This is a genomic window from Azospirillum sp. A29 (assembly GCF_042604625.1).
GTDB lineage: Bacteria > Pseudomonadota > Alphaproteobacteria > Azospirillales > Azospirillaceae > Azospirillum > Azospirillum palustre.
This window is the reverse complement of record NZ_CP170470.1, coordinates 86,729-111,867: the sequence shown is the minus strand read 5'-3', so window position 1 is coordinate 111,867 and position 25,139 is coordinate 86,729. Positions and strand designations below refer to the sequence as shown.

16 protein-coding genes are annotated in these 25,139 nt (G+C 69.4%); 10 read left to right on the top strand and 6 right to left on the bottom strand.

What is annotated here, in order from left to right:
• Nucleotides 1-25: 25 nt before the first annotated feature.
• Entirely contained in the window at nt 26-1,069 is a 1,044-nt protein-coding gene (gene mgrA, locus ABNQ38_RS36165) for an L-glyceraldehyde 3-phosphate reductase (protein ID WP_377811780.1), read from the top strand.
• Nucleotides 1,070-1,125: 56 nt separating this feature from the next.
• On the opposite strand, the gene ABNQ38_RS36160 is transcribed toward mgrA, so the two are convergent.
• The 3 genes from ABNQ38_RS36160 to ABNQ38_RS36150 all read right to left on the bottom strand — a co-directional run bounded on the left by ABNQ38_RS36160 (nt 1,126) and on the right by ABNQ38_RS36150 (nt 5,021).
• Entirely contained in the window at nt 1,126-2,241 is a 1,116-nt protein-coding gene (locus ABNQ38_RS36160; RefSeq protein ID WP_377811779.1) for an NADH:flavin oxidoreductase/NADH oxidase, read from the bottom strand.
• 94 nt (nt 2,242-2,335) lie between these two features.
• Nucleotides 2,336-3,736: a M20/M25/M40 family metallo-hydrolase gene (locus ABNQ38_RS36155; protein ID WP_377811778.1), complete on the bottom strand. Its 1,401-nt coding sequence runs from the start codon at nt 3,734-3,736 to the stop codon at nt 2,336-2,338.
• 196 nt (nt 3,737-3,932) lie between these two features.
• Nucleotides 3,933-5,021 carry a ParA family protein gene (locus ABNQ38_RS36150; RefSeq protein ID WP_377811777.1) on the bottom strand — a complete coding sequence of 363 codons (1,089 nt, stop codon included), beginning with the start codon at nt 5,019-5,021 and terminating at the stop codon, nt 3,933-3,935.
• A 244-nt stretch (nt 5,022-5,265) separates the two neighbouring features.
• Between ABNQ38_RS36150 and ABNQ38_RS36145 the strand changes: the two genes are divergently transcribed.
• From ABNQ38_RS36145 to mmsB, 3 genes are all read left to right on the top strand, one after another.
• Nucleotides 5,266-6,765 (top strand): CoA-acylating methylmalonate-semialdehyde dehydrogenase, encoded by a 1,500-nt coding sequence (locus tag ABNQ38_RS36145; RefSeq protein WP_377811776.1) that lies wholly within the window; start codon nt 5,266-5,268, stop codon nt 6,763-6,765.
• A gap of 56 nt (nt 6,766-6,821) precedes the next feature.
• Complete coding sequence (locus ABNQ38_RS36140; RefSeq protein ID WP_377811775.1) at nt 6,822-7,967, top strand: isobutyryl-CoA dehydrogenase; 1,146 nt, start codon at nt 6,822-6,824, stop codon at nt 7,965-7,967.
• A gap of 72 nt (nt 7,968-8,039) precedes the next feature.
• Nucleotides 8,040-8,921 (top strand): 3-hydroxyisobutyrate dehydrogenase, encoded by an 882-nt coding sequence (gene mmsB, locus ABNQ38_RS36135; RefSeq protein WP_377811774.1) that lies wholly within the window; start codon nt 8,040-8,042, stop codon nt 8,919-8,921.
• Between the two features lie 13 nt (nt 8,922-8,934).
• Here mmsB and ABNQ38_RS36130 read toward each other — a convergent pair whose 3' ends face one another.
• On the bottom strand, nt 8,935-9,840 hold the full coding sequence (locus tag ABNQ38_RS36130) for a LysR family transcriptional regulator (RefSeq protein WP_377811773.1): 906 nt from the start codon (nt 9,838-9,840) through the stop codon (nt 8,935-8,937).
• Nucleotides 9,841-10,120: 280 nt separating this feature from the next.
• Here ABNQ38_RS36130 and ABNQ38_RS36125 point away from each other — a divergent pair, with 280 nt between their 5' ends.
• Entirely contained in the window at nt 10,121-10,696 is a 576-nt protein-coding gene (locus ABNQ38_RS36125) for a hypothetical protein (protein ID WP_377811772.1), read from the top strand.
• A 30-nt stretch (nt 10,697-10,726) separates the two neighbouring features.
• Here the strand turns inward: ABNQ38_RS36125 and ABNQ38_RS36120 are convergent, their stop codons facing one another.
• Both ABNQ38_RS36120 and ABNQ38_RS36115 read right to left on the bottom strand, forming a co-directional pair.
• Nucleotides 10,727-11,482, bottom strand: a complete 756-nt coding sequence (locus tag ABNQ38_RS36120) for a DUF3102 domain-containing protein (RefSeq protein WP_377811771.1) — start codon at nt 11,480-11,482, stop codon at nt 10,727-10,729.
• 20 nt (nt 11,483-11,502) lie between these two features.
• Nucleotides 11,503-12,255 carry a ParA family protein gene (locus ABNQ38_RS36115; RefSeq protein WP_377811770.1) on the bottom strand — a complete coding sequence of 251 codons (753 nt, stop codon included), beginning with the start codon at nt 12,253-12,255 and terminating at the stop codon, nt 11,503-11,505.
• Between the two features lie 339 nt (nt 12,256-12,594).
• Between ABNQ38_RS36115 and ABNQ38_RS36110 the strand changes: the two genes are divergently transcribed.
• From ABNQ38_RS36110 to ABNQ38_RS36090, 5 genes are all read left to right on the top strand, one after another.
• Nucleotides 12,595-17,862, top strand: a complete 5,268-nt coding sequence (locus ABNQ38_RS36110) for a filamentous hemagglutinin N-terminal domain-containing protein (protein ID WP_377811963.1) — start codon at nt 12,595-12,597, stop codon at nt 17,860-17,862.
• A gap of 129 nt (nt 17,863-17,991) precedes the next feature.
• The gene (gene hmgA / locus ABNQ38_RS36105) at nt 17,992-19,296 is read left to right on the top strand and encodes a homogentisate 1,2-dioxygenase (RefSeq protein WP_377811769.1); all 1,305 of its coding nucleotides are present in this window, start codon (nt 17,992-17,994) and stop codon (nt 19,294-19,296) included.
• A 125-nt stretch (nt 19,297-19,421) separates the two neighbouring features.
• Nucleotides 19,422-19,943 (top strand): class I SAM-dependent methyltransferase, encoded by a 522-nt coding sequence (locus tag ABNQ38_RS36100; protein ID WP_377811768.1) that lies wholly within the window; start codon nt 19,422-19,424, stop codon nt 19,941-19,943.
• Between the two features lie 154 nt (nt 19,944-20,097).
• A complete protein-coding gene (locus ABNQ38_RS36095; protein ID WP_377811767.1) occupies nt 20,098-23,250 on the top strand; it encodes an ABC transporter transmembrane domain-containing protein in 3,153 nt (1,050 codons plus the stop codon).
• Nucleotides 23,251-23,367: 117 nt separating this feature from the next.
• Complete coding sequence (locus ABNQ38_RS36090; RefSeq protein ID WP_377811766.1) at nt 23,368-25,116, top strand: dipeptide ABC transporter ATP-binding protein; 1,749 nt, start codon at nt 23,368-23,370, stop codon at nt 25,114-25,116.
• The last annotated feature ends 23 nt before the right edge of the window (nt 25,117-25,139 follow it).

Sequence of the window (25,139 nt, the reverse complement as noted above, 5' to 3'; positions counted from 1 at the left end):
CTAAAAATCATATCGGGAGTTCGCCATGCAGCCGCCCTACCTCGCCGCCGATCAGCGCTATGGGAGCATGAGCTACCGCCGTACCGGCCGCAGCGGGCTCGACCTGCCGGCCATTTCGCTGGGGCTCTGGCAGAATTTCGGCGGCACCGACGTGTTCGCCACCGGGCGCGCCGTGCTGCGCCGGGCCTTCGACCGCGGCGTCACCCATTTCGACCTCGCCAACAATTACGGCCCGCCGCCGGGCTCGGCGGAGGAGAATTTCGGCCGCATCCTCGCCACCGATTTCCGTCCCTACCGCGACGAGATGGTGATCTCGACCAAGGCCGGCTACGAGATGTGGCCCGGCCCCTACGGCAATTGGGGCTCCCGCAAATATCTGGTCTCCAGCTTGGACCAGAGCCTGACGCGGATGGGCCTCGACTATGTCGACATCTTCTATTCGCACCGCGTCGATCCGCGCACCCCGCTGGAGGAGACGATGGGGGCGCTCGACCACATCGTCCGCCAGGGCAAGGCGCTCTATGTCGGCATCTCCTCTTACTCGCCGGAGATGACGCGGCGGGCGGTGGGCATCCTGAAGCAGCTGGGCACCCCCTGCCTGATCCACCAGCCCTCTTACTCGATGCTGAACCGCTGGGTGGAGGGCGGGCTGCTCGACACGCTGGAGGATCTCGGCATGGGCTGCATCGCCTTCTCGCCGATGGCCCAGGGCATGCTGACCAACAAGTATCTGGGCGGTCAGCCCGCCGACGCCCGTGCCGCCAAGGGTGGCAGCCTGCGCGCCAACTTCCTGTCGCCGGAGAATCTGGAGCGCATCCGCGCTCTCGACGCCATCGCCAAGCGGCGCGGCCAGACGCTGGCGCAGATGGCCATCGCCTGGGTCCTGCGCGACCCGCGCGTCACCTCCGCCCTGATCGGTGCGCGGAACGTCGAACAGCTCGACAACTCGCTGGACGCGCTGAACAGCCTGTCCTTCAGCCCGGAGGAGCTGGCGGAGATCGACACCCACGCCGTCGCCGACGCGGGCATCAATCTGTGGAGCGCCTCCTCCGCAGCCGAAGCCGGCTAAACGACTCCCAATCCCCTCTCCCCAGGGGGGAGAGGGAGATCCTCACAGGACCACACTCAATCCGCCGTGACGGTGTCGGTGGCGCGATAGCGCTCCAGCCAGTGGGCGTAGGGCGCCGGTAGCACCCAGGACGGACGCTCGACGCCCAGCTCCTTGGCGGCGCGGTAGGGATAATGCGGGTTGGCCAGATGGGCGCGGCCGACCATCACCAGATCCAGCTGCCCGTCGGCGACGGTGCGGTCGGCGACCTTCGGCGCGTCGATGCCCCAGGCCGCCGCGACCGGCAGTTCCGCCTCGCGCCGCACCCGCTCGGCGACCGGCGCCAGGAAGGCCGGCCCCCACGGAACATGCGCGTCGGCGGTGGAGAAGCCGACGCTGACGCTCAGCAGGTCGAGCCCGCCGGCGCGGAAGTTGCGGGCGAGTTCGATCGACTCGGCCAGCGTCTGCTCGTCGCGCCCGTCATACTCGATCACGCCGAAGCGCGCGGTCAGCGGCAGGTTTTCCGGCCACACCTCGCGCACCGCCGCCAGCGTTTCCAGCAGGAAGCGGCTGCGCCCGGCAAGGTCGCCGCCATATTGGTCGGTGCGCTTGTTGGCATGGACCGAGAAGAAGCTCTGGCCGAGATAGCCGTGGGCGAAATGCAGCTCCAGCCACTTGAAGCCGGCATCGCGGGCGCGCACGGCGGCGGCCACGAAATCGGCGCGGACGCGGGCGATGTCGTCCAGCGTCATCGCCTTCGGCACCTTGGGCAGGTGATGGCCGAAGGGCACCGCCGACGGCGAGATGGTGTCCCAGCCGCGCGGATCGCCCTCGGCGATGTGGTCGTCGCCTTCCCACGGGCGGTTGGCGCTGGCCTTGCGGCCGGCATGGCCGATCTGGATGCCGGGGACGGCACCGGCGGCGGCGATGGAGGCGGCGATGCGCGCCATCCCCTCCGCCTGGGTGTCGTTCCACAGCCCGGTGCAGCCCGGCGTGATGCGGCCCTCCGGCGACACCGCCGTCGCCTCGACGATCACCAGACCGGCGCCGCCGCGGGCAAGGCCGGGATAATGGACGAGATGCCAGTCGTTGATGACGCCGTCGACGGCGCTGTACTGGCACATCGGCGGAACCGCGATGCGGTTGCGCAGGGTGACGTCCTTCAGCGTGAAGGGCGTGAACAGAGCGGACATGCGAATTCCCGTCTCGATCGTGTCGGTGGCGGCGGGAGACGAGAAGTCAGCCCTCCCCCGCCGCGGATCGGGGAGATTTAGGTCCGCCCAAGCCTCAGCCAACCCTCCCCGCCGCCAAACGCCCCACTATTGCCGCATGGCTGCGGATACCGTTGCGCAGGCATTTCAGCTCGAACTTCTCGTTCGGCGAGTGGATGCGGTCGTCGTCCAGCCCGAAGCCGACCAGGATGGTGTCCAGCCCGAGATGCTCGCGGAACCAGCCGACGATGGGGATCGACCCGCCGCCGCCGATCAGCACGCCGTCGCGCCCCGTCGCCTCCTTCAGCCCGCCGCGCACCGCCTGCATCCACGGCGTGTCGGTCGGCACCTCGATGCCGGGCGACGCACTGAAGCTGCGGAAGCCGACCGTGCAGTCCGCCGGCAGCCTTTCCTCGAAGAAGCGCCGGATCGACGCCTCGACCGCCGCCGGGTCCTGGCCGGGCACCAGACGGCAGCTCAGCTTGCAGGACGCCTTGGCCGGGATGACCGTCTTCGACCCCTCGCCGGTATAGCCGCCCCAGATGCCGTTGATGTCGCAGGTCGGCCGGGTCCAGATGCGCTCCAGCAGGGTCCGCCCCGCCTCGCCATGGCTGCGGGTCAGACCGAGAGCGCCCAGGAACTGCGCCTCGTCCAGCGGCAGGCCGCGGATTTGCGCCAGCAGATCCTCCGGCAGCTCGCGCACGCCGTCATAGAAGCCGTCGAAGCGCACCCGCCCGTCGGCGTCGTGGATCTGGCCCAGGATGCCGCTCAGCACATTCAGCGGGTTGGGCACCGCGCCACCGAACAGGCCGGAATGCAGGTCGTGGCTCGGGCCGGTGACGGTCGCTTCCAGATAGAGCAGCCCGCGCAGCCGGGTGGTGATCGCCGGAGTGTCGGCGTCCCAGGCGTTGGTGTCGGTGACGAGGCAGAAGTCGGCGCGCAGTTCCTCGGCATGCTCCTTGAGGAAGCGCGGCAGCGACGGGCTGCCGGTCTCCTCCTCGCCCTCCAGCAGCACGGTGGCGCGGATCGGGAGGGAACCGTGGACGGCGTGCCAGGCCTCGAACGCCTCCATGAAGGTCATGGTCTGGCCCTTGTCGTCGGCGGCCCCGCGGGCGACGACGCGGCGGCCGCGCTCTGCCTCGACGATCACCGGATCGAAGGGCGGGCTGGTCCACAGCTCCATGGGGTCGGCGGGCTGGACGTCGTAATGGCCGTAATAGAGCACATGCGGGGTCTCCACACCCTCTGGCCCCGGATGATGGGCGACCAGGATCGGGTGACCGGGCGTGTCGTGGAGGGTGACGGTGAAGCCCATCGCCTTCAGCCTGTCGGCGCACCAGCGGGCGGCGCGGCGGACCTCGCCGGCATAGGCGGGATCGGTGCTGACCGAGGGAATGCGCAGCAGCTCGCAAAGCCGGCCGACCGACTCCTCGAAGGAGGAGTCGACTTTGCTCAAAACGGCATCGACAGGAAGCATGATGGCCCTCATGTTGATTGTAGACGCGCGCAATGCGCCCTCTCCCGCCCCGGGAGAGGGAGGGGACCCACGAAGTGGGGAGGGTGAGGGGGAAGCCGAGAATCCCGAACCGCATGGCTCCGTGCCACATCCCTCACCCTTCCCACCGCTTCGCAGCGGGCCCCTTCCCTCTCCCCAGGGGGGAGAGGGGAACCACTCACCCCCCAAGCCCGAGCAGCCTGCCGAGGATCGGCTGCCCCATGGCCGCCCCCAGCGCGAAGCCGCCGACCAGCCCGATCACCAGCCCCAAAAGCCCCACGCCCATCCCGCCGCGGCCGGAGGACTGCGCACGCTCCGCCTGCCGCGCCCCATTGCCCCCGCCGCCGCCGGGCTCGTCGCCCTCGTCGATGGAGGACGCGCGCCGCGCGCTGTAGGAGGTGTCGGTCGCCTCGTGCCAGGAGCGGATGCGCTCCAGCGCCGGCTTCAGCTGGGATTCGTCGGGGGCGGTGCCGCGGCCATGGACGATCTCCCAGGCCAGCGCCGCAAAGCGGCTGGTCGTCCGCCCTTCCGGCGTGAAGATCGCCGCCGGCATACGGCGGTATGTCGCCTTCACCACATCCACGTCATAGGGGAAGGCGGTGCGGAACATCTGCTCAGGGAACTCGTTGCGCAGCTGCGTCAGCGATTCGCGCCCGACCTCGTCGTTGGTGATCGACAGCATCAGGATGCCGGCCAGCGTCAGGCTGGGGTTCAACCCGTTCTGGATATGCTCCACCACCTGAAGCGTCCGCCGCAGCCCGTCCAGCGCATAGCGGCCGGGGAAGACCGGCACGATCAGCCGGTCCGACGCCGCAAGCGCACCGGCCGCCAGATGGCCCAGTGCCGGCGGGCAGTCGATGACGACATAGTCCGGCGGGTTGCGCGAGAAATGCAGCGCCTTGCGCAAGCCGCGCTGCGAGCCGCCGCGACTGTCCAGCGCATGCTCCAGCGAGTAGAGCTTGCGCGCGCCGACGATCATCGACAGCCCGTCGAAGGCGGTCGGGGTGATGGCGTCCTCGACGAAGGTTTCCTTGCGCAGCAGGTCGTTGATGCCGACCTTGGCCTTGTCGCGCAGCAGGAAGTTGCTGGTGGCACTGCTCTGCGGGTCGAAATCGATCAGCACGACGCTCTTGCCCAGAGCCGCCAGCGCGAGCGCAAGGTTCACCGACGTGGTCGTTTTGCCGACGCCGCCCTTCTGATTGTAGACCGACAGGATGGTCGGCTGCCGTGTCTCCGGCGTGTCGAAGACGTCTTCGTGGCTGGTCATGTCCATTCCGCTTCGCCGTTTCTGCGGCAATCCTTCCGCCCCGGACCGGGTTTCCCAGGGCTGGAGCGCGGGCGCACTATAAGCGCCGGATGCGCCCAAGTCTCCCCACACGTTCGGGGGTTGCGGACAGCCATCGGAGAGCCCTTGCCGCATTCCTGCACAACCGATGCGCAAAGTTTCGGGTCGCCCCAAAGGGCCGCTCAGGTCCACATGGTGACAAACAATCCCGAGGGAGGACAATAGGATGACCACCGAACTTCAGCACCTGATCGGCGGCAAGCTGGTTTCCGGCACGTCCGGCCGTTTCGCCGACGTCTACTCCCCGATGACGGGCGAGGTGCGCGCCCGCGTGCCGCTGGCGAGCGTGGAGGAGATGCGCGCCGCGGTCGAGAACGCCAAGGAGGCGCAGCGCGGCTGGGCCGCCACCAACCCGCAGCGCCGCGCCCGCGTGCTGATGCGCTTCCTCGACCTCGTCCAGCGCGATTACGACGAGTTGGCGCTGCTGCTGTCGCTGGAGCATGGCAAGACCATTGTCGACGCCAAGGGCGACATCCAGCGCGGTCTGGAGGTGGTGGAGTTCGCCTGCGGCATCCCGCATTTGCTGAAGGGCGAGTTCACCGACGGCGCCGGCCCCGGCATCGACATCTATTCGATGCGCCAGCCTCTCGGCGTCGTCGCCGGCATCACGCCGTTCAACTTCCCGGCGATGATCCCGATGTGGAAGTTCGCCCCGGCCATCGCCTGCGGCAACGCCTTCATCCTGAAGCCGTCGGAGCGCACGCCGGGCGTCCCGGTCAAGCTGGCCGAGCTGATGCTGGAAGCCGGCCTGCCGGCGGGCATCCTGAATGTCGTCCATGGCGACAAGGTGGCGGTGGACGCCATCCTCGACGACCGCGACATCAAGGCGGTGGGCTTCGTCGGCTCCACCCCGATCGCCGAATACATCTACAACCGCGGCTGCGCCAACGGCAAGCGCGTGCAGTGCTTCGGCGGCGCCAAGAACCATGCGCTGGTGATGCCGGACGCCGACCTCGACCAAGCGACCGACGCGCTGATCGGCGCCGGCTTCGGTGCGGCGGGCGAGCGCTGCATGGCGATCTCCGTCGTCGTGCCGGTGGGGAAGAAGACCGCCGACGCCCTGATGGACCGCCTGATCCCGCGGGTGGAAGGCCTGAAGGTCGGCCCCTCGACCGACAGCAGCGCCGATTTCGGCCCGCTGGTGACCGCCGAGCATCTGGAGCGGGTGAAGTCCTACGTCGATCTCGGCGTCAAGGAAGGTGCCAAGCTGGCGGTCGATGGCCGCGAGTTCAAGATGCAGGGCTACGAGAACGGCTTCTACATGGGCGGCTGCCTGTTCGACGAGGTGAAGCCGGACATGCGCATCTACAAGGAGGAGATCTTCGGCCCGGTCCTCTCCGTCGTCCGTGCCGACTCTTACGAGGAAGCGCTGTCGCTGCCGAACGACCACGAGTACGGCAACGGCGTCGCCATCTTCACCCGCGACGGCGACGCCGCCCGCGACTTCGCCTCCCGCGTCGATGTCGGCATGGTCGGCATCAACGTTCCGATCCCGGTTCCGCTCGCCTACTACACCTTCGGCGGCTGGAAGCGTTCGGGCTTCGGCGACCTGAACCAGCATGGCCCCGACGCGGTGCGCTTCTACACCAAGACCAAGACCGTCACCTCGCGCTGGCCCTCGGGCGTCAAGGAAGGCGCCAGCTTCGTCATTCCGACCATGGATTGATCGGCGTAACATTCCCCTTCCCGCCTCCGGCGGGAGGGGGTTGCACGAGGTGACGCATGTCCTTTGAACTGACCGAAGACCAGGTCGCCATCCGCGACATGGCGCTGTCCTTCGCCCGCGACGAGCTGGCGCCCAACGCCGTCGAGTGGGACCAGAAGAAGCATTTCCCCGTCGACACGCTGCGCGCCGCCGGCCAGCTCGGCATGGGCGGCATCTATGTGTCGGAGGACCATGGCGGGTCGGCGCTGAGCCGCTTCGACGCCGTGGTGATCTTCGAGGCGCTGAGCCAGGGCTGCCCGACCATCGCCTCCTACATCTCCATCCACAATATGGTGGCGGGGATGGTGGACAATTTCGGCAGCGACGAGCAGAAGGCCCATTGGCTGCCCAAGCTCTGCACCATGGAATGGCTCGCCAGCTACTGCCTGACCGAGGCCAACGCCGGTTCCGACGCCGCAGCATTGCGCACGAAGGCGGTGCGCGACGGCGACAGCTACGTCCTCAACGGCGCCAAGCAGTTCATTTCCGGCGCCGGCAGTTCCGACCTTTACCTCGTCATGGCCCGCACCGGCGAGGACGGCCCCGGCGGCATCAGCGCCTTCCTCGTACCGAAGGACACCCCCGGCCTCTCCTTCGGCGCCAACGAGCACAAGATGGGCTGGAACGCCCAGCCGACCCGCGCCGTCATCCTGGAGGACGCCCGCATCCCCGCCACCGCCCTGCTCGGACAGGAGGGGATGGGCTTCAAGTTCGCCATGAAGGGGCTGGACGGCGGTCGCATCAACATCGCCGCCTGCTCCATCGGCGGTGCCCAGGCGGCGCTGGACAAGGCGCTGACCTACATGTCCGAGCGCAAGGCCTTCGGCCAGACACTCGACCGCTTCCAGGCGCTGCAATTCCGCATCGCCGACATGGCGACGGAGCTTGAGGCCGCCCGCACCTTCGTCCACCGCGCCGCCTCGGCGCTGGATGCGAAGAACAAGGACGCCACCCGCCTCTGCGCCATGGCGAAGCGCTTCGCCACCGACACCGGCTTCGAGGTGGCGAACAACGCGCTCCAGCTGTTCGGCGGCTACGGCTATCTGGCCGACTATGGCGTGGAGAAGATCGTCCGCGACCTGCGGGTCCACCAGATCCTGGAAGGCACCAACGAGATCATGCGCCTGATCGTCTCGCGCAGCGAGATCGGGCGGATGGCCTGACCCAAGACGACCCTTAGTCCCCTCTCCCCGGGGGGAAGCACCATAAAAACCAAAGCAACGGGAGACGCGACGATGGCGGTGATCGGTTTCATCGGATTGGGCAACATGGGCGGCCCGATGGCCGCGAACCTCGTGAAGGCAGGGCATCAGGTGGTTGGCTACGACCTCGTGCCCGCCGCCATCGAGGCGGCCAAGGCAGCCGGCGTCACCATCGGCGAGTCGCCTGCCGCCATCGCCGCGGCGGCCGAAGTGGTCATCACCATGCTGCCGGGCGGCAAGCATGTGCTGGGCGTCTATGGCGACATCGCGCCGCTGGCCCGGCCGGGCACGCTGCTGATCGACTGCTCCACCATCGACGTGGACTCCGCCCGCAAGGCGCATGCGCTGGCCGCCGACACGGGCGCCGTCTCGCTCGACGCGCCGGTGTCGGGCGGCGTCGGCGGTGCCGCCGCCGGCACCCTGACCTTCATGGCCGGCGGCGAGGCGGACGCCTTCGAGCGCGCCCGCCCGATCCTGGAAGCCATGGGCAAGAAGATCGTCCATTGCGGCGGCGCCGGTGCCGGTCAGGCGGCGAAGATCTGCAACAACATGATCCTCGGCATCTCGATGATCGGTGTCTGCGAGGCCTTCGTGCTGGCGGAAAAGCTCGGCCTGTCGCATCAGGCGCTGTTCGACGTGTCGTCGACCTCGTCGGGCCAGTGCTGGTCGCTGACCAGCTATTGCCCGGTCCCCGGCCCGGTCCCCGCCAGCCCGGCCAACCGCGATTACCAGCCCGGTTTCGCGGCGGCGCTGATGCTGAAGGACCTGAAGCTGGCCCAGGAAGCGGCACAGGGCGCCGGCGCCCCCACCCCGCTGGGCGCCGCGGCGGCGCAGCTCTACGCCATGATGAACGCGCAGGGCGAAGGCGGCGCCGACTTCTCCGGCATCATCCGCATGCTGCGCGGCGAGGGCTGACCCGCACGGTAAATCAGGGTGCCGACGGGGGCAGGAACAGCGCCTGCTCCCGCCGCACCAGATCGGCGATGTAGTCGGCGGTCATCGAAATCCGCGCCAGCGAGCGCAGATCCTCGTGCACGATCAGCCAGAAGGACCGGGTGATCGTCAGCTCGTCGGGCAGCACCGGCACCAGCTCCGGCTCGCCTGCCGCAATGAAGGCCGGCAGCATGCACAGGCCGGCCCCGGCCAGCGTCGCCTTCAGCTGGGCGACGAGGCTGCTGCTCTTGATGCGCGGCGCGACCTCCCCCATCGTCTCGACATAGTCCAGTTCCGGCGCGAAGATCAGGTCGTCGATATAGCCGATGAAGGAATGGCCGCGCAGGTCGCCGCGGCTGCGGATCGCCGGCCTTGCGTCGAGATAGGCGGTGGTGCCGTACAGCCCCAGCCGGTAATCGGTCAGTTTCCGCGCGAACAGCCGCCCTTCCTGCGGGCGCGACAGGCTGATGGCGATGTCGGCCTCGCGCTTGGACAGGCTGAAGACGCGCGGCATGGCGACCAGCTGCACCTCCAGTTCCGGATGGCGTTCGCACAAGGCGCCGATGCGCGGCGCCAGGAAACAGCTGCCGAAGCCGTCCGGCGCCCCGATCCGCACCGCACCGGCGAGCGCCAGATCGCCGTCGGCCACCATGCCCTGGGCCAGCAGGGCCGCACTCTCCATCACCTCCGCCGTCTGCTTTAGCCGTTCGCCCTGCGGCGTCAGGGTAAAGCCGCTGGGCCGCCGTTCGAACAGGGTAACGCGCAGCGCGTCCTCCAGCGCGGTGATGCGGCGGCTGACCGTGGTGTGGTCGGCGCGCAGCCGCTGGGCCGCCGTGGTCAGCGTGCCGGCCCGGGCCACCGCCAGGAAGAAGCGCAGGTCGTTCCAGTTGAAATCGGCCATGTCCGCCGGCGCGCCGTCCGTTCTTGCAGGGTGAATGAGGGGCCGGACTCTCCCATCAAGCCGCCCGCCTGACAAGAGCGCCAACCCGCCCCTGCGACAACGCTGCACACGGGGGCCACCCCCTGGGCCGCACGCCAACGGAAGGTGTACGGCCGAAAGAGCCTGATCCGAAGGGGTACCGCATCTTCCGGGGCAGCGCCCCCATTTCGCGCGGACGAACAGGCGCCCTGTTGCGTTTATCTGTTAAGCGACGCGGATGCGACGGCCAAGAGGATACAGGATGCCGGGCGAAGGCCGGACGGTGAGGGGCAGCGGAGCGGTGATGGCGGCGGCATTTGCGGCCCTGCTCGTCATGCCTGCCGCAGGCCCGGCCGCGGCGGAACCGCTGCTGTCGGCACCGGAGGTCCAGGAGGCCCACCAGGAGCTCGCTGCCCCCCTGCCCTCCCCCGCCCCGTCGAAGCCGCAGACGGACGCCTTCGATTGCTGGCTGCTCGATCCCGGCCGCCTGGAGCAGGCCTCCGACCGCGGGCTGTGCGGCGATGCCTTCGCCCGCGCGCCCGAAACCGCGGCGCTGCCGGAGGCCCCTCCCCCGCCGCTGATCACGCCGTCACGCAAGCCGAAAGCGCCGGACCGCCGCGCCCGCAGCAGCAGCAGCAGCAGCAGCAGCAGCGTCGGCGGCCCGGAAAGCCACAGCATGGCCAGTTCGCCCATGCGGGTGTCGCGCGGCTCCGACGGCGACTTCTTCAGCAATTTCCAGCGGGACTTCCGGTCGCTGACCAACCTGCTGGGCGGCGGCAGCCCGCCGTCGCGCCGCAGCGACGACAGCCCCGCCTCCCACACCTCGCACAACCACTGAGAACCGGATTTACGGGCTGATCAGCCCGCTTTACCGTCGGTCGTCCTCGGGGTCCGCCCCGATATCCTCCGCCTCCACATCGATGGTGACGCCGGCCCGGCCGGAGCGGACATGATCGTCATGCTCCGGGTCGATGCCATGGTCACGCCGCAGCTCGTCGCGGATTTCCGCCATGCGGACGCGCAGCCGGGCATAGTCCGCCAGCAGCTGCCGGCGCCGGTCGTTCGGCGTCACGTCCTTCGGCGGGCGCAGCGAGCGCTTGAAGTCGATCAGCTGGCGGCGGGTCACGTCGGGACGGATCAGCCCCTGCGCCTTGGCGCGTTCCAGCTCGTCCGGCGTCATGGTGACGATCTGGTAAGCGACGCTTTCCGCCCCCGGCAGCACGTCCAGGGACAGCCGGCCGGTGTCCACCGCCTCCGCCACCGCGCGGAAGCGGAAGGCGGTCTCGACCGAGAACGGCATGTCGCTCTCGATCATCGCCTCGAAATCGCCGTGCGGCAGGATTTCCTTGGCGCGGTTCAGGTACCGGCCGATCGACAGGAACTCCTTGCGGCTGCGGTTCCAGTGATAGCGGATTTCCTGGGCGAATTCCTGCCGGGTGTGGCAGGGCACGATGGCGTCGCTGATGTCCGATGCCCGGCGGTCCGCTTTCGACGGCGCCACGGCAGACCCTGACCGCCCCCCACCGTGCAATGGAGTAGACGCTACCTCGGTTTTGGCATCCGGCGGCGGGGCGGCCTTGCCCTGCTCCGCCACCTTCTTCATGAAGGACTTCACATTGGCCATATTCAAATCCCCCCTGGGGTTCAGATCCCCAGCTCGTGCCGGATGAAGTACCAGGCGCCCAGACACTCGTCGGCGCCATTCACCGCGCCGACATCGACGATGGAGCAGCCGACGTCGTCGACCCGGTGCATGTCCTCGATGTCCGGCACCTCGTGCGGCACCAGCCGGCCGACCCGGCCCAGCTCCAGCTTCGCCTCGCGCAGGCTGACCGACCGGCGCTTGACCCGGTTCAGCAGGAAGGCGGCGGGGCGGCCATAGTCGCGCAGGAACTCCATCCAGGGGATGACGCTCATCTTGTCGAAGCGGCCGACCCCGGTCGGCACCAGCACCAGATCGGCGCGGCGCAGCAGGATCTTGGTCGCTTCCGGATACAGCTCCACCGACGGCGGCGTATCGACGAAGACCACGTCGTAGCGGCCGGGATCGATCTGGGCCAGCGCCGCCTCGATGTCGTCCAGCGTCCCTTCGTAATGGTCGATGGACGCTACATCGTGCGGACGGCGCAGCTCGTGCCACTGCCCCAACGTGCGCTGCGGGTCGAAATCCAGTGTCGCCACCCGCATGCCGTCCTTGGCCGCGGCCACGGCGGTGTTCTTGCAACTGGTGGTCTTGCCGGTCCCGCCCTTCGGCGCACTGTACACCACCCAGCGCGCCGGCAGCGGTGCAGCCTTGTTTACCGCACCACCGGCGCCCTGGGCTGCCGACCTGCCGGTTGATTTACCTGTGGATTTGCCCGCGGATTTCCTTGTGGCGACGGCGGTCGGATCGGCCATCTGTTCCCCCTGCATCGCGTGCCAGTCGTCTGATGGCCTTCTTCTTAGCGGATCGTCCCGGTCCCCGAAAGGGCAAAGGCGGCACCTGCGCCATGGAAATAGGTGATCTCTGTACCATCAAAGCCGTTACCGGTAACGCCTCGCCCCCATTTCCGTTACCGGTAACGCTTCCCTCTGCCCCGGCCCAACCGCCTCTGTTGCCGCCACGAAACAATCCGTCACCACTTTCGGGATTTCCGTACCCGCGCCCCGTCGCTAAAATGTTTCGCATTCCAGGGTTTTGAACTGCGTATTGCCTTCCCGCAAGAGTCGGCGGCGGCAATGGGGGTTGGGTCGGTGATGCGGGGATCGGGGCAGCGGGCGGTTGGCAAGGGGTCGGCTGACAAGGGGTCGATTGACAAGACGGCGATCCGCCAGAACGGCGCACGGCGCCGGGCGGCATTGCGTCACAGCACGGCCCTGGCCGGGGCGGCGCGCCTTGCGATCCTAACCGCATTCCTCGCCCTGCCCCTCCCCGCACTCGCCAACCCCGAAGGCGGCGTGGTCACCGACGGTGCCGCGACCATCCACACGACCGCCCCCGGCCGGCTCGACATCATTCAGTCGACGCCGAAGGCGGTGATCGACTGGCAGCGCTTCGGCATCGCCGAGGGCGAGCACACCAATTTCCAGCAGCCCGACGCCGCTGCGATCACCCTCAACCGCGTCACCGGCTCCGACCCGTCGGCGATCCTGGGGCGGCTGACCGCGAATGGGCAGGTCTGGCTGGTCAACCCCAACGGCATCCTGTTCGGCCCGAACGCCCGGGTCGATGTCGGCGGGCTGGTCGCCACCACCCACGACATCCGCAACGCCGACTTCATGGCCGGCCGCTACAATTTCGAAGGCCGCGCCGGCTCCACCGCGACGGTGGAGAATGAGGGCACCATCACGGTGGCCCAGGCCGGGCTGGCCGCACTGGTTGCCCCCGGCGTCGCCAACCGCGGCACCATCCAGGCCCGCATGGGCGAGGTGACGCTGGCCTCGGGCCGCCGCTTCGTCGTCGACCTGTTCGGCGACCAGAAGATCAACATCGCGGTGGACGCCAAAACCGACGCCCGTCCCGTCGGCGCCGACGGCAAGCCGGTCGACGCGCTGGTCAGCAACAGCGGCAAGATCTTCGCCGACGGCGGCCGGGTGCAGATGACGGCGAGCGCCGCCAAGGGGCTGGTCGACCGCGTCGTCAACATGTCCGGCACGGTCCAGGCCCGCCGGGTGGAGCAGCAGGGCGGCGACATCGTCCTGCTGGGCGACGGCGGCGACGTAGAGGTGTCCGGCAGCCTCGACGCCAGCGGCAGCGGCGCCGGCGGGACTGGCGGCTCCGTCACCGTGTCGGGCAACCGCACGGCGCTGACCGCCTCCGCCCGCGTCACCGCCTCTGGTCCCGCCGGGGGTGGGGAGGTGCTGATCGGCGGCGACGTGCAGGGCGGCAAGGCGTCGGCCGCCACGCTGGCCGGCTACAACATCCGCCCAGCGCGCAAGCCGGTGCCGCCCTCCACCGAGACCATCGTGGCGCAGGGCGCGACCATCGCCGCCGACGCCACCGACAACGGCAAGGGCGGCAAGGTCGTGGTGTGGGCCGACGGCAGCACCCGCTTCGACGGCGCCGTGTCCGCCCGCGGCGGTGCGGCCGGCGGCAACGGCGGCTTCGTCGAAACGTCGGGCAAGCTGTCGCTGCATGTGCGCGGCAACGTCGATGCCGGGGCGCGGGCAGGGCAGGGGACAGGAGTTGGCGGCTTCTGGCTGCTCGATCCGACCGACATCACGGTGAGTGCCACCGGCGGCACCATCACCGCCGACAATATCCAGACCGCGCTGAACGGCGGAACCAGCGTCACGCTGCAAACCGAATCGACGGGGACCGATGCCGGCGACATCACGATCGATCAGGAGATCCTGAAGACGGCCGGCGGAGACGCCTCGCTGACGCTGAAGGCCCACCGCAACATCGTCGTCAACCAGAGCATCGTGTCCACCGCGGGCGCGCTCAACCTCACCCTGAACGCCGCGACCGGCACCGGCCACGGCATCGTGCGAACGGCGGCGACGTCCGGCACGTCGCCCATCGCCATCACCACCAACGGCGGTGCCTTCATCGTCGGCGGCGGCTCCAACCCGGCGATGAAGCCCGCCACCGGCATCTCCGGCGGCTATTCGCCCAGCTCCGACCGCGTCGGCGTGGAATTCCACGACACAATCGTCTCGACCGGTGCCGGCTCCATCCTGATCAACGGCGACGGCGGCGAGAACAACGGTGACGGCAACCACGGCATCGCGCTGTACGACAGCCAGCTGACCACCGGGACCGGCTCGATCACGCTGAACGGGGCGGGCGGCAACGGCATCTATTACGGCGACAATGTCGGTGTGCTGCTGTCCTCCTCCGCGCTCCAGACCGGGGGCGGCGCCGTTTCCATCACCGGCACCGAGGGGCATGGCGAAAGCTCCCAAGGCAACGATGCGATCCGCATCACCGACGACTCCTCCATCGCCGTGCTGGGCAACGGGACCATCGACATCAGGGGGGGCGCCAACTCCAGCCGCGACATCCAGCTGAGCGGCGCCGTCATCCGCAACGGCAACGCCCCCATCACATTGGAGTCGGGCGGCAACCTCGTGCTGGATTACGACACCAGCCTGACCTCCAGCGGCGCCGTGACGCTCAGGGCGGCGTCCGGCATCTCCCTGATGGACAGCCACATCGTCGCCGCCGACCGGCCGGTCACGCTGAACAGCAACCGCAGCGGCAACGGCGGCGCCATCAGCCTGGGCAGCAGCAGCATCGCGACCACCGGCGGCGACATCATCCTGGGCGGCGACAGCGATCCGGCGAGCATGGCGGCCAAGGCCGACTATGGCGACTGGGCTGGCGTGTCGATCGCCAGCAGCTCGCTCTACACCGACCGCGGCTCCATCTCGATCCGCGGCGAGGGCGAGGGGTTCGGCATCGACACCCACGGCGTTCTGATCAACGGCAGTTCGACCGTCGGCACCGCCACCGGCAAGATCGCCATCCATGGCAAGACGACCTCCCAGTCCGACACCCGCAACGCCGGCGTGCTGATCGAAAGCAACGACGACGGTGGGCCGACACTCGTTGCCGGCTCCACCGCCGCCGACGCCATCCTGATCGACGGCGATGCCAGCGAAGCGGACTCCATCGAGTCCTGGGGCGTCATGCTCCATGGCAGGGTGGGGCTGCTGTCGTCCGGCGGCGTCTCCATCGCCGGCAAGGGCGGCGCGTCGTCGGCCGATTTCGAGGTCGCCGGCATCGGGCTGGACGCCGAAAACGACGGTAACATCCAGATCGTGGCCGCCGCCGGAGCGGTGTCGCTGCAAGGCACCGCCGGAACCGCCGGCCCCCACGGGACCGCCTCCGCCCTGTACAGGAACGGTGCCGTGACGGTCAGCAGCACGCCGGCTCCGCCGCCGCCGCCACCTCCTCTGCCCCCACCGCCACCACCTCCGCCGCCGCCTCCACCGCCCCCGCCCCCGCCGGTAACGCCGCCGGTGACGGACCCGACGCCGACCGCACCGACGACGCCCACCACTCCCGGCACCGACACCGGAAGCGGTGGCGGAACCGACACGCCGTCCACGAGCACGCCGACCACGCCGACCACCACCACCCCGTCGACCGGGACGGACACGTCCGGGACCGGAACCACGGGCACGGGAACGACGGACACCGCGTCCCCGGAGACCGGAACGACCACGACCACCCCGACGAGCGGCAGCCAGTCCGCCGCGTCCGCCTCCAGCTCCGTGCAGGCGGCGCTGCAAACGGTGGCGCAGATCGCCACGAACCCGGCAACGACCGGCACCGCCACGACCGGCACCGGCTCGACCGCCGGAACCACGGCCAGCGCGACCACGCCGCAGACCCTGCTGGCGACGCTGGAACAGGGCACCGCCACCCAAACCGCGCCTACCCAGACCGCAGAAGGGCAGGGCACCCAGGCGGCGGGCGGCAGTTCCGCCTCCAACAGTGCCCCGTCCAACGGCGCCCCGGCCCCGGCCTCGCCGCCTCCACCGCCGCCGGCTCCGGCGACGGTCGTGCTCGCCTCCGGCCGTTCGGTCTCCTTCACGGCGGACGCGACGGCGGCCTATTCCTCCGGCGCCACCCTGTCGCAGCCGGGGCCGCAGCTTCTGGCTTCCCCGCAGGTGCAGGCGGCGGCCGGCACCCTCATCCAGGCGGCCGGCAACGGAGGCATGGTCCAAGCGGTGACGACCCTGGCGACCGGCGGCCTGTCGCTGCCCGAACAGCGCGCGGTGCTCGCCAGCGTGCCCGTACCCACCCTGATCGGCGGTCTGACCGCCAGCAGCGACCCGGTGGCGGTGCGCGTCGGCGGCATTCTGCAAAACAGCGCGGCGGGCCAGCCCGGCGGCTACGCCCAGGTGCGTGCCGCGGCGGCGCAGGCCAACCTGCCGCCCCAGGTCGCCCGCACCTACCTCGCCATGGTGCAGCGGGTGGAGCGCGAACAGCGCACCCAGGCCTTCTCCGGCGCGCTGCGCCAGCTGGTGGCGAACCCGTCGGCGGCGGACATGTTCGGCCGTCCGGCCGCCGCCTCGGCGCCGCCCAGCCTGCAACAGGCGCGTGGCGGCCGCACCCGCGGCGGCACCATGACCCTGCGCGGCATCGTCGCCGACAGCGCCAATCTGGCCGAAGCGCGGGTGAACGGCCGCTGGGTCTTCATCGACGAACAGGGCCAGTTCCGCACCAGCATCCTGGTGGAGCCGGGGGCGAAGGAAGCCACCCTGACCATGACCGACGAGGCCGGCAAGACGACGGAGCAGCGCATCGCCATCGACAGCGCGGCATCCGCCCCCGACCCGGCCGCCCCGCCCAAGCCGCGCAAGATCGCCCTGATGATCGCCGTCGACAGCTACCGCGACGGCGCCATCCCGGCGCTTGCCACGCCCGACGCCGACATCAAGGCGGTGGGCAAGGCGCTGAACGACCATCTCGGCTACGAGACGCGGGTGCTGCGCAACCCGACCAAGGCGCAGATCGGCGAGGCGCTGCGCAAGCTCGGCCGCGAGGTGGGCGAGCAGGACCAGGTGATGGTCTATTACGCCGGCCACGGCTATGAGCTGGCGGAGACCGGCACCGGCTATTGGCTGCCGGCCGACGCGGAGACGACCAGCGCCCGCAACTGGGTGTCAAACAACGACATCGGCCGCTTCCTCAGCCGCATGCCGGCCAAGCATGTGATGGTGGTGTCTGACAGCTGCTATTCCGGCGCCTTCACCAAGGAACAGAAGGTCGACGCCAGCCGCCTCGCCAACGAGACGGAGATCCGGCAGCGCCGCTCGGTCATGGCCCTGTCGTCGGGCGGCGACGAGCCGGTCGCCGACGGCGAGGTGAACTCGCCCTTCGCGGTGGCGCTGAAGAAGCGGGTGCTCGGCCTGCCGAAGGACAGCAGCGGCTACGCCCTCTACCAGGAGGTCCGCCAGGACGTGACCAGCGAGGCGCCGCAGACGCCGCAATACGGCGTGATCCGCACCGCCGGCTACGACGAGGGCGGCGACTTCCTGCTGGACCTGCCCGACCGCGCGATGAACTGAGGGGAGGGGGCGTCCGCAGCGGCACCCCCATTTTCCCCTGGCGCATAGTTTCAAAAGAAACTATATCAGCGGCAAATGGTCGCGCCCGGCGCCTGTCGCCGGCGCTCCTCGCAAAAGGGAGCAGCCCGCATGACGTCCTCCGCATTCACCTACCGGTCCGGCTTCGGCAACGAATTCGCGACCGAGGCGTTGCCCGGCGCCTTGCCCGTCGGCCGCAACTCGCCGCAGCGCCCGCCCTACGGCCTCTATGCCGAGCAGATCAGCGGCACCGCCTTCACCGCCCCGCGCGCCCACAACCGGCGCTCCTGGCTCTACCGCATCCGCCCGGCGGTGATGCACGAACCCTTCTGCCCGCTGGAGTCCGGCCGCCTGACCAGCCGCTTCGACGAAGTGCCGGCCCCGCCGACCCAGCTGCGCTGGAACCCGCCGCCGATGCCGGACATGGCCACCGACTTCGTCGCCGGCCTCACCACCATGGGCGGCAACGGCGGGCCGCAGGCGCAGACCGGCTGCGGCATCCATCTCTACACCGCCAACCGGTCGATGGAGGGCCGCTTCTTCTACGATGCCGATGGCGAACTGCTGATCGTGCCGCAGCAGGGCCGCCTGCGCCTGTTCACCGAGCTTGGCGTGCTGGAGGTCGAACCGCAGGAGATCGCGCTGATCCCCCGCGGCATCCGTTTCCGCGTCGAGCTGCCGGACGGGACCGCGCGCGGCTATGTCTGCGAGAATTTCGGCGCGCCGTTCCGCCTGCCGGACCTCGGCCCCATCGGCTCCAATGGCCTTGCCAACCCGCGCGACTTCCTGACCCCCGACGCCTGGTACGAGGATGTCGACGGCGACTTCGAACTGGTGGCGAAGTTCGACGGCGCTCTGTGGACCGCCCGCATCGACCATTCGCCGCTGGACGTGGTGGCGTGGCACGGCAACCACGCGCCCTGCAAATACGACCTGCGCCGCTTCAACACCATCGGCTCGATCGGCTTCGACCATCCCGACCCGTCGATCTTCCTGGTGCTGCACTCGCCCAGCGACACCCCCGGCGTCGACAGCATCGACTTCGTCATCTTCCCGCCGCGCTGGCTGGTGCAGGAGGACACCTTCCGTCCGCCCTGGTTCCACCGCAACGTTGCCAGCGAGTTCATGGGCCTGATCCATGGCGTCTACGACGCCAAGGAGGAGGGCTTCCTGCCCGGCGGCGCCAGCTTGCACAACTGCATGAGCGGCCACGGCCCCGATGCCGAGACCTTCGCCAAGGCGACTGCCGCCGACACCACGCAGCCGCAGCGGGTCGCCGACACCATGGCCTTCATGGTCGAAACCCGTGCGGTGATCCGCCCGACGCGGCACGCACTGGAAACCGCCGAGTTGCAGCACGATTATCACCGCTGCTGGCAGGGGCTGGCGAAGCGCTTCGACCCGAACCGTCCCTGAAAGCAGGGCAGGGCGACAGGACCGCCGCCGACGCCCGATCGCGCGACAATTTGTCTCGACGGCGCGCGTGCGGACTTCCACACTGCACCCGTGCCGTTCGGGCGTTTGGCAAGGGGAGAGGGCCGATGGCGGCCGGTGTTGGCAATGGTGGGGAAAACCGGTCGCTGCTCGACCGGATGATCGACCGCATGACGGTGCAGCGCAACGCGCTGGCCTGGGCGGAGCGCGCCGTCGCCGGCCGCGACGGCATGGTGCTGGAGGTCGGCTTGGGCAAGGGCCGCACCTTCGACCATCTGCGCCACCTGTTCCCGCCGCGCGACATCCTGGTCTTCGACATGTGGGTCCGCGTGCCGCCGGAATTGACGCCCGACGAGGACCGCCTGTTCGTCGGCGATTTCAAGGAGACCATGCCGGCGGCGGCGGAACGGTTCGGCCGCTGCGCCCGGCTGGCCCATGCCGATTTCGGCAGCACCGACCGCAACCATGACGCCGCGCAGGCGGCGTGGCTGGCGCCGCTGATCGATGCGCTGGTGCTGCCCGGCGGCGTCGTGCTGTCCGACCGGCCGCTGGACCGGCCCAACTGGACCCGGCTCGACCTGCCGGCCGACGAGCGCTGGACCTACCATGCCTGGAGGGTGGAAAGCTGAGCAGGGCAAGGTGGATTGAAGCAGGGAGGATGGCAAAAGCGCCGTTGGAAAACGGACCGGGCCACGCCAAATTACTTCCCCTCATCCTCCGCTGCATGACAGGGGCGGCCGGCGACGGCTGCGACGCTGAAGGCCGCGACGCTGAAGGCCATTGATGAACCGCAACATTTTTCAGTTCATTTGGAAGCACAGCGGGCGGCAGCAGATCCTGCTCGCCCTGTTGACGGTCGCCTCCTTCCCGGTGCTCTACGCCTCGCTGGAACTGCCGAAGATCATCATCAACCGGGCCTTGTCGGATCCCCAGCCGGAACGCGAGATCTTCGGCGTCGCCATGGGGCCGGTGACCTACCTGCTGGTGCTGTGCTTCACCTTCCTGGCGCTGGTGCTCGCCAACGGCGCCTTCAAGATGCGGATCAACACCTTCAAGGGCGTGGTCGGCGAACGGCAGGTTCGGCGCCTGCGCTTCATCCTGCTCGACCGCATGCTGCGCTTCCCGCTGCCGCATTTCTCCAAGGTCAGCCAGGGAGAGCTGATCTCCACCGTCGCGTCGGAGACCGAGCCGCTGGCCGGCTTCATCGGCGACTCCTTCGCCCAGCCGCTCTACCAGGGCGGCACGATGCTCACCATCCTGCTGTTCCTATTCATTCAGCAGCCGACCATCGGTCTGGTGTCGGTCGCCCTCATCCCGGTGCAGGCCTACATCATCCCGAAGCTCCAGCTGAAGGTGAAGCTGCTGGGCAAGGAGCGGGTGCGCAAGGTCCGCCAGCTGTCCGAGCGCATCGGCGAGAGCGTCGAGAACATCCGCGAGGTCCGCGTCAACGGCACCGTCCGCTACGTGCTGGCCGAATTCTCGCAGTATCTCGGCAGCATCTACTGGATCAGGCTTGAGATCTACAAGCGCAAGTATTTCGTCAAGTTCCTGAACAATTTCATCAACCAGATCACGCCCTTCTTCCTGTTCTCCATCGGCGGCTATCTGGTCCTGCAAGGCAACATGACCATCGGCGCCTTGGTGGCGGCACTGTCCGCCTTCAAGGACCTGACCGCCCCCTGGAAGGAGCTGCTCGACTATTACCAGAACATGATCGACGCCCAGATCAAGTACGAGCAGATCGCCGAGCAGTTCTCGCCTCCCTTCCTGTTCGACTGGGCGGAACCCTCGCCCGCCACCCCGCCGGACCTGAAGGCCCCGCTGCGGCTGGAGGCGGTGACCTGGGCCAACGAATATGGCGACCGCATGCTGCAACGCCTGTCGCTGGAGGTGCCGCCGGGCGCCCTCATCGGCATCGCCGGCACCAATGCGCTGGCGCTGCGCCGTCTGGCCGAGGTTCTGGTGCGGCTGTCGCCGCCGACCTCCGGCCGGATCACCATCGGCGACCGCACGCTGGACGAGCTGCCGCTGGATCTGCTGGGCCGCCGCATGGCCTATGCCAGCCCGGAACCGCGCATGTTCACCGGCAGCATGATGCAGAACATCACCTACGGCCTGCGCCACCGCCCGCCGGCCGACGACCCGGACAGCATGACCCCGGCCCGCCGCCGCGAGATCGTCGAGGCCGAGGCGTCGGGCAACTCCACCGACAGCATGGACGGGATCTGGACCGATTTCGGCATGATCGGCGCCACCGACTGGACCAGCCTGCGCCCCTGGTTCATGCAGTGCCTGGCCGCCACCGGCGGCGAGAGCGCCGTCTACCAGCGCGGCCTGCGCGAGGTGTTCGATCCCGACGACTATCCCTTCGTCGCCCAGCCGCTGCTGCGCGCCCGCCAGTGGCTGCGCGAGGCGATCACCGAGCGCGGCATGGACGCACTGCTGGCCCGCTTCGAGCGCGACCGCTTCAACCCCTATGCCAGCATCGCCGAGAACATGCTGGCCGGCCTGCCGGACGGCAAGCGGCTGACCGTCGCCCGCATGGTCTGCAACCCCACCGTCCGCGGCCTGATGGAGGAGCACGGGCTGTGGGACTCCGCCGTGCGCATCGGCCGCCGCTTCGCCATGCGGGTGGTCGGCGTCTATCGCGACAGCGACGACGGCGACGTCATGATCATGCGCTACCCGCACATCGACGACGCCCTGTTCGAGGAACTGGTCGAGGCGGTCACCCGGCTGAAGCGCCGGTCCGAACGGCCGCAGCGCCGCCACCAGGAGGCGGACACCCTGCTGTTCGCCACCATGTTCCTGATGATCGTGCCCAAGCGCGACGGCATGGACTTCATCCCGCAAGCGGAGCGCGAGGCGATCATGGCGATCCGCGCCCGCGTGATCGACGACATGCCGCACGAGCTGCGCGACAAGGTCGCCATCTTCCACCCCGACCTCTACCACCCGCGCCTGAACGTGATGGACAACCTTCTGTTCGGCCGCATCACCACCGAGGATCCGCGCGCCATCACCAAGCTGCGCGCCCTGGTGGACGAGGCACTGGAACGGACCGATGCGCGGGCCTTCGTGCTGATCCTGGTGGCGCTGGGCGAGGTCGGCATCGGCGGCTCGCTGCTGCCGATCAGCGTGCGCCAGCGCGTGCAGCTGATCCGCGGCCTGATGAAGAAGCCTGACATCTTCGTCATCTATCAGGCGCTCAACAGCTACGATCCGGAGGAGCGGCTGCGCATCTTCCAGGCCATGAAGAAGCTGCTGCCGACCATGACGCTGATCGTGCTGGAGGAACGGATTTCCGACGATCCCGCCTTCGACGCGCTCTACGACCTGGAGGAGGGCCGGCTGGTCCGGCGCGGCCAGAACGGTGCCGACCAGGACGAGGACACCGTGCCGGGGGACGGGGAGGGCACCGACGAGCCGGCCTTGCGCCTGCTGTCGCGCTCCCCCGTCTTCTCCGACCTGCCGGAAACGGTGCTGCGCCGGCTGCTGGCGGCATCGGAATGGCGCACGGTGGCGGCCGGCGACTTCATCTACCGCAGCGGCGAACAGTCGGAATTCGCCTTCGTCCTGGCCGACGGCGAGGCGGAGCTGGTGCGGCTGATGCCGGACGGCCAGCCGCCGCTGCACATCGCCTACATCAAGCCGCCCGAGGTGATCGGCGAGTTGGAGCTTCTGGCCGGCGTGCGGCGCTTCTCCACCATCCGCGCCCGCACCGACCTGCGGCTGCTGCGGCTGGACGGGCCAACCATGCTGCGCCTGCTGTCCTCGGTGCCGGACCTGCCGATGCGGGTGATCCAGCAGATCGGCAAGCGCCTGACCAGCGAAGCCCCGGCCGTCCCGCCTCCGGCTCCGCCGGCGGATCAACCCCCTCTCCCGCCCCGGGAGAGGGAAGGGGCCCAGGCAGAGCCTGGGAAGGGTGAGGGGTGATCCAAGAAGCCATGCGGTTCGGGATGCTTGCCTTCCCTCTCACCCTCCCCACCGCTTTGCGGCGGGTCCCCGCCCTCTCCCGGGGCGGGAGAGGGCATTTCGCCTGGAGATGCACCGATGCTGAAGGTTGAGGGCCTGACGATCCGCTTCCGCAACGCCCCCCATCCGGTGGTCGACGGCGTCGGCTTCTCCATCGGCGGCGGGCAGAGCGTGGCGCTGGTCGGCGAGTCCGGCTCGGGCAAGACGCTGACCTGCCGCAGCATCCTCGGCATCCTGCCGCGCGGGGCGACGGTCGCCGGCGGCTCGATCCTGTTCGGTCATGGTGCGGAGGCGGTCGACCTGCTGCGCCTGTCGCCGTCCGGCCTGCGCGAGATCCGCGGCAGCCGCATCTCGATGATCTTCCAGGAACCGATGAGCGCGCTGTCGCCGCTGCACACCATCGGCGACCAGACGATGGAGGTGCTGCGGCTGCACGGCAACTGCAACCGGGCCGGCGCCCGCGACCGCTGCCTCGCCATGTTCGAGCGGGTGGGCTTCCCCGATCCGGTCCGCGCCTTCCGCTCCTATCCGTTCCAGCTGTCGGGCGGCCTGCGCCAGCGCGCGATGATCGCCATGGCGATGGTCGCCCGCCCGCAGCTGCTGATCGCCGACGAACCGACCACCGCGCTGGACGTGACGCTCCAGGCCCAGGTGCTGGCCCTGATCAAGGAGTTGCAGGGCGAAACCGGCATGGCGGTGCTGCTGGTCACCCACGATCTGGGCGTCGTCGCCAACATGGCCGACGCCGTGGTGGTGATGCGCGCCGGCCGGGTGATGGAATCGGGCTGTTGCGCCGACGTTCTCGGCCGGCCGCTGCACGGCTACACCCGCAAGCTGATGGCCGCCGCCCCCTCCATCCCCGAGACGACCTGCGCCCAAGGGTCCGGTGCCGTGCACGACCCCATCCTGGAGTTCCACGGCGTCGCCAAGACCTACGAGCGCGGCAATGTCCGCATCCGCGCGCTGGCCGGTGTCGACCTGTCGGTCGGCCGCGGCGAGACGCTGGCCATCGTCGGCGAGTCAGGATCGGGCAAGACGACGCTGGCGCGGTTGGCCATGCTGGCGGAGCGGCCGGATCCCGGTGGCCGCCTGCTGTTCCGGGCATCCGCCGGGGAACCGCCGCTCGACCTCCTTTCCGCCGCCGGGCCGGAGCTGACCGCCTACCGCCGCCGGGCCCAGATGGTGTTCCAGGACCCCTATGCCTCGCTCAGCCCGCGGATGAGCGTCGGCGAGATCATCGCGGAGCCGCTGGCGATCCACGGCGTCTGCGGCCGCGGCGAGGGCCGCGAGCGGGTGCGGGCGCTGATGGCGCAGGTCGGGCTCGACCCCGCCTGGGCCAACCGCTATCCGCACGCCTTCTCCGGCGGCCAGCGCCAGCGCATCGGCATCGCCCGCGCCCTGGCGCTCGACCCGCAGCTGCTGATCTGCGACGAGCCGACCTCGGCGCTCGACGTGTCGGTCCAGGCGCAGGTGCTCGACCTCTTGGAATCGATCAAGCAGCGGCTCGGCCTCAGCCTGATGTTCATCTCGCACGATCTGGCGGTGGTGGCGCGGCTGGCCGACCGCGTCGCAGTGATGCGCGCCGGCCGGGTGATGGAGGAGGCGCCGCCCGCCATCCTGTTCTCCGCCCCGCTGCATCCCTACACCCGCGCGCTGATCGCCGCCTCGCCGGAGCCGGACGTGAACCGTCCCATCGACGTCGCCACCGTGGCCTTGGGCGCCGGCCGCCCCGACCTGTGGCCCGAACCCTTCCGCCCCACCCCCGACGGCGCCCCGCCTCCCCTGGTGGAAGCGGCTCCCGGCCATTTCGTGAGGCGGGCGGCATGAGGACGTTCTTTCAACCCGCCGAG